General features: G+C 30.0%; 11 protein-coding genes and 1 pseudogene. 2 read left to right on the forward strand and 10 right to left on the reverse strand.

Annotation, left to right across the window (positions count from 1 at the left end; genetic code table 11):
• Window positions 1-2: 2 nt before the first annotated feature.
• The 7 genes from BTM19_RS02355 to BTM19_RS02385 form a co-directional block, all read right to left on the reverse strand.
• A complete protein-coding gene (locus BTM19_RS02355; protein ID WP_029377351.1) occupies window positions 3-632 on the reverse strand; it encodes a phosphoribosylanthranilate isomerase in 630 nt (209 codons plus the stop codon).
• On the reverse strand, window positions 629-1,411 hold the full coding sequence (trpC, locus tag BTM19_RS02360; protein WP_038678460.1) for an indole-3-glycerol phosphate synthase TrpC: 783 nt from the start codon (window positions 1,409-1,411) through the stop codon (window positions 629-631). Before trpC ends, BTM19_RS02355 begins: the two co-directional genes overlap by 4 nt.
• Complete coding sequence (gene trpD / locus BTM19_RS02365) at window positions 1,395-2,411, reverse strand: anthranilate phosphoribosyltransferase (RefSeq protein ID WP_029377353.1); 1,017 nt, start codon at window positions 2,409-2,411, stop codon at window positions 1,395-1,397. Before trpD ends, trpC begins: the two co-directional genes overlap by 17 nt.
• Window positions 2,380-2,976, reverse strand: coding sequence for an anthranilate synthase component II (locus tag BTM19_RS02370; RefSeq protein ID WP_029377354.1), 597 nt, complete (start codon window positions 2,974-2,976; stop codon window positions 2,380-2,382). The genes trpD and BTM19_RS02370 overlap by 32 nt, the downstream gene beginning before the upstream one ends.
• Window positions 2,973-4,379: an anthranilate synthase component I gene (locus tag BTM19_RS02375; protein WP_099265716.1), complete on the reverse strand. Its 1,407-nt coding sequence runs from the start codon at window positions 4,377-4,379 to the stop codon at window positions 2,973-2,975. Before BTM19_RS02375 ends, BTM19_RS02370 begins: the two co-directional genes overlap by 4 nt.
• A 591-nt stretch (window positions 4,380-4,970) precedes the next feature.
• The gene (locus tag BTM19_RS02380; protein ID WP_029377356.1) at window positions 4,971-5,183 is read right to left on the reverse strand and encodes a hypothetical protein; all 213 of its coding nucleotides are present in this window, start codon (window positions 5,181-5,183) and stop codon (window positions 4,971-4,973) included.
• 239 nt (window positions 5,184-5,422) lie between these two features.
• Window positions 5,423-5,893 (reverse strand): GNAT family N-acetyltransferase, encoded by a 471-nt coding sequence (locus tag BTM19_RS02385; RefSeq protein WP_051664333.1) that lies wholly within the window; start codon window positions 5,891-5,893, stop codon window positions 5,423-5,425.
• A 785-nt stretch (window positions 5,894-6,678) separates the two neighbouring features.
• Here BTM19_RS02385 and BTM19_RS02390 point away from each other — a divergent pair.
• Together BTM19_RS02390 and BTM19_RS02395 are read left to right on the forward strand one after the other, a co-directional pair.
• On the forward strand, window positions 6,679-8,181 hold the full coding sequence (locus BTM19_RS02390) for a glycosyltransferase (protein ID WP_069796576.1): 1,503 nt from the start codon (window positions 6,679-6,681) through the stop codon (window positions 8,179-8,181).
• Window positions 8,182-8,320: 139 nt separating this feature from the next.
• Window positions 8,321-9,052 (forward strand): annotated as a pseudogene (locus BTM19_RS02395) (glycerophosphodiester phosphodiesterase family protein).
• A 178-nt stretch (window positions 9,053-9,230) separates the two neighbouring features.
• On the opposite strand, the gene BTM19_RS02400 reads toward BTM19_RS02395, so the two are convergent.
• The 3 genes from BTM19_RS02400 to BTM19_RS02410 form a co-directional block, all read right to left on the reverse strand.
• The gene (locus BTM19_RS02400; RefSeq protein ID WP_038678454.1) at window positions 9,231-9,515 is read right to left on the reverse strand and encodes a hypothetical protein; all 285 of its coding nucleotides are present in this window, start codon (window positions 9,513-9,515) and stop codon (window positions 9,231-9,233) included.
• A gap of 115 nt (window positions 9,516-9,630) precedes the next feature.
• Window positions 9,631-10,665, reverse strand: coding sequence for a M42 family metallopeptidase (locus BTM19_RS02405; protein WP_029377364.1), 1,035 nt, complete (start codon window positions 10,663-10,665; stop codon window positions 9,631-9,633).
• Between the two features lie 118 nt (window positions 10,666-10,783).
• On the reverse strand, window positions 10,784-11,710 hold the full coding sequence (locus tag BTM19_RS02410; RefSeq protein WP_038678452.1) for a D-2-hydroxyacid dehydrogenase: 927 nt from the start codon (window positions 11,708-11,710) through the stop codon (window positions 10,784-10,786).
• Between the last annotated feature and the right edge of the window lie 286 nt (window positions 11,711-11,996).

Genomic DNA, 11,996 nt, shown 5'->3' on the forward strand with positions numbered 1-11,996 from the left:
AATTAATTAGCTCCTTTTACAAGTTCTATTATTGATTGCATTTTACATTTATCTTTATCATTATTTGTTTCTATACCACTAGCAATATCATAACCACTATGTTGTAGTGATAATTTTTCTATCTTTTGAATATTTTCATAATTGATACCGCCTGCAATCAAATAATCAATATCATTAACAACTTTAAGTATTTCCCAATCATACACTTTACCTGTACCACCATAGTTTTGTGATGGTGTGTCTATAATAAATTGATCTACTACATGTTTATAATATTCAATTGCTGTCAGTAATGATTCACTATCTTTGGCTGGCAAGGCTTTAATAATCTTAATATCCTTACTTTTTTGTCTTATATATGAGATTGTGGATAATGGTTCCTCACCGTGTAATTGCATTGATGTGATCCCAGTTTCTTCTATTAAATTGTCTATCACATCATAATCAGGATTCACCAAGATAACTACCTTTTCCTTATCATCAGGGATAACATCTGTAAATTGCCTAATCGTTTGGATATCAACAAATCGCTTACTTTTGGGAAAATGGATAAACCCCATCGCATCGATGTCCAAATCTTTTGCTTTCTTCACATCTGATAGCTGACGAAAACCACAAAATTTCAACTTCATTTCTTCACCTTATCTAATTTTAAACCTGGTAAAAACTGGCTTAAATCATCACATTTCATTAACGATTCACCAATCAATAAACCATCTATACCAGAATCAACAACATTCGCTACATCTTGTTCATCACGAATGCCACTTTCCGAAATATAATAATAACCATCTTTTTTATTTTCTAAAATTTCATTAGTATGCAAGACGTCTGTAACAAATCTTTTTAGATCTCGGTTATTCACACCAATAATTTGTGGATTTAGCTGATAAGCACGTGATAACTCTTCTTTATCATGCACCTCAACAAGTACTTCTAAATTTAATGAAGTTGCATATTGATATAACTCTTTCAATTGCTGATCGGTTAAGACATTGACTATTAATAGAATAATTGAAGCGCCTGCTTTTTTAGCAACATCTATTTGTATTTTATCTACGACAAAGTCTTTGCATAATACTGGTAAGTCAGTTTGAGTAGTTAAGGATTGTAAACGTTCATAGCTCCCCCCAAAGTATTGCTCATCAGTTAATATTGAGACTGCATTAGAGCCGTGAGCTTCATAATCTTTAACTTGTTGCGCTAAATCTCTACCTGGCAATTCATTTAATGTTGGACTTTTAGATTTAATTTCTGCAATAACTGCTAATCGATCTGATTCATCTATTTGTGCCTTAAAAGTAGTTTTATGTGAAATATCTACATCATCAAGGGTTTTTAATTTTTCTTCATAATAGCCCTGTTCGAGCAAATCCTTTTTATATAATACTATTTCATCCAATATAGTCATACGTTTTGCCTCCCATTTTGTTATATTGCGCTAATGCTTCGCCTTCATCAATCAATTTCTGTGCTTTACTTACACCTTCTTGAATTGTACTCACTTGCTCTGACACATATAGTGCAATACCAGCATTCAATACAACGACATCTCTTTTAGCACTGCGATCTGTACCATTCAGAATGTTTTTAGTTATTTCCAAATTTTCAACTGGTGTACCACCGATTAATTCTTCATTTGGCGCATAATCTAGTCCAACATCGTTAGCATTTAAAGTGTAAGTTTTAACACTTTCATTTGCGTTCACTTCATATATAATATTGTCTCCAGACAAAGTTGCTTCATCCATACCATTAGCCCCATACACTACAATTGCTTTTTTTCGCCCTAAATCTGCTAACGTTTGAGCAATTTTATCTAGTTTTGAAGTTTCATAGACACCCATAACTTGATAATCCAATTTAAAAGGATTTATTATCGGGCCTGTTATATTAAAAATCGTTGGGTTACTCATATGTTTTCTTATAGGTTGTATTTGCTTCATAATTGGATACGTTTCTGTTGCACTTAAAAATGCTAACCCTGTATTGTCTAATTGGCTCGGTGTCTGTTCTACAGAAGTAGTTTGAATTTGCATAGCATTTAGTAAATCTGTACTTCCTGATGATGACGTAACACTCTTATTACCATGTTTAATAACTGGAACGTTGGCACTCGCGATTACAAAAGAGACAGTGGTTGAAATATTGAAACTATTAGATTTATCTCCACCGGTACCGCAAACACACATACTATTTGGATAGTAAGGCTGTTGATCATACATAGAATGTATCAAACTTTTAACAATGTATGTTAATTCTTCCTGTGTAATTTCTTTTTCGGAAAACGAAGTTAAGTATTCTATTTTCACTTCATCTTTTACATCTTCAGAAATAAGTAACTCGATAAACGCATTCATTTCTCTCTGATTTAATGGTTTATATTGATTGAGTAATGCTTGTAATTCCATGGTTTGCAACCTCCTCTACTATCTTTAAAAAGTTTTTAATAATTTGTTCCCCAAATTCAGTAGCAAATGATTCGGGATGATATTGAATGCCAAAGTGTAATAACTGCAAATGTTCGAATGATTGAATACAATCTTTCGTTGTCGCTGTAATTGATAAAGATTCAGGCATCGTTTGTGGATCGCTAATAAGTGAATGGTATCTCATTATTTCAGAATATTCTGGAATATCACTGTATAACTTTGTCTCTTTTATGATTTGCATTTGATCTTTTTTACCATGCATAATATGTTCACTTTGGATCACATCTCCTTGATGATAACAAGTTAATGCTTGTGCACCCAAGCAAACACCTAATATAGGTTTATTTTCATAGTGCTTAATAATATTTATTAGATTATCAGTATCTAATGGATGACCAGGACCTGGTGATATCACTATACCTTCAACATCTAAATTATATATATTTGGGTCATCTGGATACTTAATAATCACTTCTTTATGCTGTGCTATCATATTTACTAAATTATAAGTAAAAGAATCGTAGTTATCGACAATTAATATCATGGTGATACCTCCAATAAACTTTTGGCTTTCAGTTTCGTTTCTTCAAGCTCTTTTTCAGGTATAGAGTCAAATACTACACCGCAGCCTGCTTGAACATTCACATGTGTTTCATTAATCATCATCGTTCTTATTGCTAATGCAAAATCTAAATCATGATTACAATTAATATAACCAATACCACCACTATAAACACCACGTTTATGTGGTTGTGATTCGTAGATACGTTGAATCGCTCTCAGTTTTGGCGCACCTGAAACCGTTCCTGTGGGTAATAAACTCGCAATTACAGACATTGGAGAATAGTTACTTTTTAATTTACCGGTTACTTCACTTACGATATGCATTACATGTTCATAGCGTTCGATTGTCATTAGTTTTTGAATTTTTGATGTTCCAGTCTGACTCACTCTATGAATGTCATTGCGTCCTAAATCAACTAGCATACTATGTTCACTTAATTCTTTATCATCATTTTTCAACTGCGCTTCATTTATTTTATCCTCATCTTCGGTAGCACCTCTTTTAATTGTTCCAGCAATTGGATTAGTGATTACCGTTTCACCTTGTACCTTTACAAAACTCTCAGGTGAACTTCCAACAATAATAGGTTCATCCATATTCATATAGTACATATATGGACTTGGATTTTGCCGTTTTAGATTTTGATAAAGTTGGTATGACAATTGTTGTAGCTGTTGACCAAAAAAGTGTTCGTAGCTATAAATAATCGATGGTACAACTTGAAACATATCGCCTTGTTGAATAAGTGTTTTCATATGTTCAACTGTTTCAATAAATCGTGTTGGTGCCATATTGGATTTTATATCCTTCTCTGTTGAAATATGATCAATTTGTGTTGGATAAATTTTAATTTGTTGCAACTCTGCCACACGACGTTGCACACGTTCCTGTAATTGTGAGTCATTGTCATTAGAGAATAAGTTCGTCGCTATAACATATAAATGTTCTTTATAATGATCAAAAATATAAACATCCTCTACCATATGAAATTTCGTATCGTGTTGTGGATGATCTGCTAATTCGATTTTCTTTAATACCGGGAACTCATGTCTCACTAAATCAAAACTACATGATCCAACAAACCCTGATATAAATGGTAATTGAGCCAATATTTCGTCATCTATAGCTGTTTTGTATTGATCAATAAGTTCTTTCATCTTGTCATATGGTTGGTTACGTTCTATGTTAATTCCGTTCGGTGTTTCTACAGTCATTACGTCATTATCTAAAGTAATAGCTCCATACGTGTCGAAAATGACAATAGAATAACGCCCTTTCAATTGCGATTGATCCGAACTTTCTAAAATTATTTTATTATTTCTTAATCTTGCAAGAGCTTCTGGGCTAACTTCAGCTTTTAATTTTTGATATTGTACTTTCATATTACTTTCCTCCTTATAAAAAAGTCAGCATCCTTAAACAATGTTTAAGGACGCTGACGCGCGGTACCACCTAAAATTAGTAAATATCTAGTTTTCTAAAAACCATCTACTCTCTCTTTATTTTATTCATTTTTTATCCAACAAAACCCAATTTCAGTATATGTAGGTGTTAGTTCTCATCAACCACTAACTTTCTGCAAATACCTAATCATCACTTACTTCATTTTGCCTTCTAATTCAGTTCAATTTAAATATAAAAAAACACCACACTAACGCATACTGTAAGGACGCGTTACCGTGGTGCCACCTTAGTTAACAAATTCATTGTTCACTTTAATTGCTATTTAATTTTCATTTAAAAGCCCAATTCACAATATATGCAGTGCTAATTTCCATCAACCATTAGCTTTCTTATTGCTACATCACATATTTGCTACGTTATCTTTCAAATGGCAACTTTTGTTGCGATAAGTAATTAAGTAAAATCCTACTAGTATAAATCGACTTTGTCAACACTTAAATTTAATTTCATAAATTTAAATGTCGTTTTCAAAGATGTGTCAATTATTAAAAACCTTGTATTCACAACTTTTATCGTAATCTATCTTCGTTATTTTGATATTTTTCATAATTATCTTTCGGTGCTACTTTCTTGATAATATTCGCACCTATTGCAAATAAAAATAAGAATATAATTGGATGATATGGTATCTTATCATCTGCAAATGTTACATAAGCAGCATATAATAATACTAAAAGCCAAAATATAGTAAATAGTACCGCTCTCAAACTTAGTTTTTTCATAGTTTATAATCTCCCAAACAGCATTTTCATTCTTAGATCAAAATTTAATTATAATTTCGTTCTAACTACTTACTCTCTATTTTAAAGCTATCACAATAAGATGCAATAACTAAAGTGAAAACTGTGGTCATATACCGTGAAATATAATCTTAAAAGTAATGATTTCATTTCTGATTTCACTTATTTTTAACCTTTTCTTTGGCTTAAACAATAATTCGCATTATTCCTTCAGTGTATACTTAGATAAATTTCTTCATAGATACAATATGTAATGACTTCTTATTTGGCTTATCAATAGTATAATAATCAAATATAGAATAACCTATATCTTTATAAAGACAAACATTTCTTTTTATATTCATGCGAACTTTACATATAATTTCTGCTACACCTTCATTTTTTGCATATAGTTCTAATGACTTTAACAAATACTTACCTACACCTTTTCCTTGGTATAGAGGATTTACAGATAGACGATAAAAATTCATTTTATATTGTTCTATTTTAAATCTAACCATTGCCACTGGCTCATCTGACTCATATGCAATTAAAGCTTTTTCTCCTTCTTGCGATAACGCTTTAGCAATATTGCTCTCTGTTTCTTCTAAAGCGCTAGACGGCATTTTATCATTTTTGTATTCTGAAAATGCTTTAATCATCAACTTATGAATTATAGTTACATCAGAAATCGTTGCTTCTTTAAAGTACATATTTATTCATCCCCTTTTCGACTAGAAATCGTTATAAACAATTTGTTTCACATTATTAATAGCTGTTGAAAAGGCAGTGTCAAATACTCCAATCCAAAATACTACATTTTATTTACTATAATTAAACAACTATAACGCTTACAAGTTAAATAATTTGATGTATTTTATGATAGCTCCACTACAACACTTAATTTCATTAGACTATGAATTATACATATGCGAAAAATTGTATACTTTTTGTATAACTCCTTATATTATTCACAATATAAATAAATAATAAACTCTATAACAGTTAAATATTCAATCCTTTTTTAATAACCTCACTTTAGTAAAACAATATTGAACTAAATTCATCTATTCAATTCGTATTGGACAATCTGTTTTAAAATATTACTTTTCAAGCACAATAAACAAAATTAATTTATAAATTGCGCAATTTTTATATTAAATACTTATATTGTTTGCTAATATGAATACATACTATATTTCATTCTTACTGGGAAGTTGAATTTTATTTAATTCATTAGAATAAAAATATTATATGCATGTGTTGTTTATTTATTTCAAAATATAAAGGAGGTTCTTATAAAAGAAAAATTTCTATAAAGTAAATGTAATGATGATTAATCAGAAATTCTATAAGGCGAATTTTAGAAAGTATTGCTTACTATTATTAAAGGGAAATTAAAGCCTCAAATCGAAGTATTATGTTAATTTTTATATTGCTCAGGATATAAAATCATTTTCATTAAACGGGCTTATTATTATTTAAGGAGTTTAAAATAATGATATATACAGTTACAAGTATACTTCCTCCAGTACACGGAGGAAGAACAAAATCTTTATTGGGAAGAACAAAATTTTTAGATGAAGTATTAGGTATCCCTTCTACAATATTAACTACTAATTACAATCCTAATTATAATGATGTATATGAAACGTTTTTAAAAGAAGAGAAAGTCACTGAAAACATAAAATATGAAAATATATATGACTGGTTAGCAAATTATAAGTTACTAACATCACCTCGAAGCAAAATACTAAAGAAAATCAAATATATAGAAACACCAATTGAAATGAATGATTTGAAATATAAGTTTGGGAAAACTGATAATATTGTACGTTACTACGATAGTAACGATTCCTATGTTTTATATAGAAAATATTTTAAAGACAGTAAAATATTAGAGTTTGAAGACTTTATGTCTCCTATTAGTAAGAAGAGAATTCAGCGTTGGCAATATAATAATTATGGATTATTACATAGAAAAATTTACTACTCTCCTAATAGTTATAAAAAAATTGCCGAAGAATTTTTTGATGCAAATGAAATAATTTATTGTAAGAAATTCTTTGAAGATAATGATGCTAACAATGTAATTCAAATACAAACTTATACAGACAATCGACCACACAAAACATTTAAAACTGAAAAACAATTATTCCAACATTATTTTGATAACAAATTCAGTGAAAATGATACAGTGTTTTGTGATGCTAGATTACTTGATAAACCATTACTCAACAAAAAAATCAACACTAAGAATATACTTGTTTTCCACAGTAGTCACATGAATGCTGATAAGGTTGAACCATCCTATAAATTTGCACTAGAAAACTATCATAAAGTATCTAAATATTTACTTTTAACTAACAAACAAAAAAATGATATACAAAACGTTAGCAATATTAGCTCAGATAAAATTTCTGTAATACCCCACTTTATAAACTCTAATCCATATTCTAATAATGTAGTGAAAGAAGATAGGTTTGTGTTTATAGGAAGAATTGCTGAAGAGAAACAAATTGACCATATACTAAAAGCATATTCTAAGTTTTTAGAAAGTGGTTATAATACTTCATTGGATATTTATGGACGAGGCGAATTTAGTGAAGTTTCAGTAATTGAGAATTTGATATTCGATCTCGGCATCCAAAACAAGGTACATATTCATGGTTTTACAAATGATCCCTCATATGAATTTCAGAAATCTAAGGCTTCGCTTTTAACTAGCTCATTTGAAGGATTCGGCTTGTCTGTAATGGAAAGTATAAATGTCGGGTGCCCTGTGATTTCATACGATGTAAAGTACGGGCCGTCTGAAATAATTGATCACGGTAAAAATGGTTATCTTGTAGAAAAAAATAATATAGAACAATTAACTAAATATATGCTAGATATTATTGAAAAGCCGTTAAGCAATGTTAAAACAAAACCTGAATTAACATTTGATAGCGCTAAAAATAATTACAAACAATTGTTTAATTCAATAGGCTATAACTTATAATTTTATATTAAGCGTTTACTTATTATAGTGATCCTTAGAAAAAGTGTAAAATTAGATTAATAGAAGGTGAAAAATGAAAAAACTAATTATGATAAGTTTATTTAGCTGCTTTATGTTGATAGGATGTAAAAGTAATATATTGGAAAAAGACTATATAACTATTGCACACAGAGGAGCTAGTGGTTCTGCTCCAGAACACACTTATGCGGCCTATGACAAAGCAATTGAACAAAAAGCTGATTACTTAGAACTTGACCTACAAATGACTAAGGATAAAAAGCTAATAGCTATGCATGATAGTGATGTAAGTAGAACTACAAATGGTAAAGGTTTAGTAAAAAATAAGACAAGTTCTGATATATATAAATTAGACGCAGGTTCTTGGTTTGACAATATATATTCAAAAGAAAAAGTACCTGAACTATCTAATGTGCTAAAAAAATATTATAATAAAACTAATTTTTACATTGAAACTAAAACACCCGAAATGTACCCAGAAATGGATAAGAAGTTAGTAGAAGAATTAAATAAGAAAACATTATTAACACCTCATAATTTAAACAATTGAAAAGTAATCATTCAGTCTTTTTCTTTAAATAGTTTAACCAACATCCATAAATTAAATGAAAATATACCCTTAATCAAACTAGTATACGATAAAGATATAAACAAATTAAATAATAAAAAATTGAAAAAACTTTCTAAATTAGTTTATGGTATAGGCATCAATCATAAAATGGTAAATAAATCTTTAATAAAACGTGCTCATGACAATGGATTAAAAGTACATGTTTTTACTTTGAATAATAAAAAAGAAGTTAACGAAATGAGGAAGTTAGAAGTAGATGGAGGATTTACTAATAATTTATAAACTTTAAATCAAAACCACCCGTATAACGGGTGGTTTGTTTTGCTACTATAAGCCTTCGTTACTGACCATCTCTAATAATGACTCTGAAAAGTTCATCCATGCATAATACTTTCAGTATCCCTAAAATTGAATATATTATCTCTACATTTATAAAAGTATTTCTTTATGAATTTAAGTCTTATCCTTCTACCTTATCTGATTCTTTTTTCGTCTTTTTCTTGTTATCTTTTTGTGCGCTATCCCATTGACCAAGTAGAAATAATAGTCCTATAATGCCAAATATTATAGCTCCCCATATATTTAGCCCTAGCTTTTCTGATAAATATAAATAGATAAGAACGCTTACAAATATAACAGGTACAATTGCTCCCACTATTTTATTTCCTGTTCTAGATAAAAAATATTGAATTGCTAATAACACCGCATAAAATATGGCTGGTGATAGTATTGCTAAAATATTCAAGATAAATCAAGCTCCTTACTATTAAAAAAATCAAAAGTAAATTTTAATATAATCTTGGATAATAATTTACTAATAGGCTTCTATAAGTTTCGTAACAAGGCTTTTTATAACATCATTATTGGATAGGAGCTAAACAATATGCATGAAGCAGTGCTTGAGTTGCTCTTAAAGACTCTATGTGTGTACGCTCTAGCGCATGTGAAGATTCAATACCTGCACCAAACAAACCATGTCTGATATCAGCGCCTGCCTTTAGTGCTGCAGAGGCATCTGAACTATAATATGGATAAATATCTACTTTATAAGGGATGTTATTAAAGTGGCATAAATTAACTAATTGTTCACGTAACCCCTTATGATAAGGTCCTGATGCATCTTTCGCGCAAATTGATACTGTATATTCATCCGATGCTTGACCATCACCTAAAGCACCCATATCAAAAGCTATAAAATCAACAATTTTGGGTGAAATTGAAGCATTCGCCCCATAACCAATTTCTTCGTTGTTTGAAATATAGAATTGTGTAGTATGAGGTAATGTTAAGTTTTCGTTGTTCATTGTTTTTAAAAACTCTATAATCATTGCAACACTTGCCTTATCATCTAAATGACGGGATTTTATAAATCCTGATGGTGTGATTTGAGTTCTTGGATCAAAACTTATAAAGTCTCCTACATCTATACCTAGACTTTCAGTATCTTCTTTTGACAATACTTTTTCATCTAATCTGACTTCCATATGATCAATATTTCTTGATATATCGTCATTATTTCGATACACATGTACACTCGTCTCGTGTAAACAGATAGTTCCAGTATAAGTTTGTCCTGATGAAGTTTCTATTTCACAATATTCTCCTTCAATAGCGTTATAACTAAAGCCACCAATCAAGTCCAAGGCTAATCTTCCATCTTCTTTAATTTCTTTGACCATAGCACCAAGCGTATCAACATGTGCAGTGATACATTTTTGTGCTTCATCGTCCTCACCTTTCACAGTGATCAATAATGCCCCTTTGTTCGTCAGTGTTGTTGTATAACCTAAATGTTCAACTTCATCTTTAACGTAATTAATTGCCTTTTCTGCGTGTCCTGATGGGCTATTAATTTCTGTTAATTCTTGAATTGTGGTGAAAATTGATTCAGTCATGCAATCCCCTCCTAGTATATATAAGTCTATTTTAACTTTTATCCTAAAAAATTGGTATAATTGTACGAAATCCTTAACACTTATAACTGAAATAAACTTGCTTAATTCTTAACTAAATTTAGTATCCTTTACTGAAATCTACTTGATTAGATACTGATTCATTATTCTCTAACTTTTTCAATGTGTTACAAAAACATGATATGGCATCATCAATATCTGTTAACGCTGAAATATGGGGAGTAATCGTAACATCTTTCCTTTCCCATAACTCAGAGTCCTCTGTTAATGGTTCTGACTCAAAGACATCTAATACAACATGCCTTAACTTACCTTCATCTAAAGCATCTATTAAGTGGTCCGTATCAACTACTTTCCCTCTACCTACATTTATAAAATATACATTGTCTAAATAATCAAAGAGATGTTGATTTAATAGCTTTTCTGTATCTTGTGTTAATGGTAAGGTACTAATTATATAATTTGAGCTTTCAAGTATTATATCAGCATTTTCTATTTTACTTATTTGATTAAAATATGCTTTATCTTGACCACTATTTGAAATACCGTTTACAGTAGCACCAAATGCTGAGAATACTTCTGCAATCTTTTGGCCAATCTCACCTGTACCTAGTATTGTTATGATTTGATCTTTCAATGAACTTGGTGATTTAACAGACCAAACTTTAGCTTTTTGTTGTGCTTTGAATTGGGAGTGATATTGTAAATCAGATAATATATAACTCAAGCAATACTCGCTCATTTTTTCTCCGAAATCACTGATTGTTCTAGTTAACAGAGTATTATCCCACCCAGAAATGGCTAAATAATTATTCACTCCTGCATTAAAAGTGTGCACCCATTTGACTTTTGAAGGTTCAAAATTTTCATTAGGAGCAAATCCTACATATGTATCTGCCCAATTCATATCCTCTTGTGAAATAATATCGGCCGCTTTAAAACGCAAATTATAATTCTCTAACTGTTTTAAATATGGATAAAAATCAGATTCATGTTGACCTGCAATTAAAATGTTCTCTATTTTCAAATTCTACACTCCCCTTTTTTGAATATCGTTATAAATAGTCTTATTTTTTAAATAATTATCACTATACTTATCATATGTTAGATTGTTCATTGATTACTCTCCCTTACTTTAGCATAATTCTATTTGGTTTATGTTCTTATGTTTCACTGATTCATTTCTTACCTATTTGTTTTAGGTAATATTTCGTATTGTCAGCTCTAACAATTCATTCTCAATAAAATTATCACTACGATTTTAAAATTCTTAAAATATCATTAGTAGTTAAGCAAAAATTTCCTCACGTATT

The organism is Staphylococcus xylosus (assembly GCF_002732165.1).
Lineage (GTDB): Bacteria > Bacillota > Bacilli > Staphylococcales > Staphylococcaceae > Staphylococcus > Staphylococcus xylosus.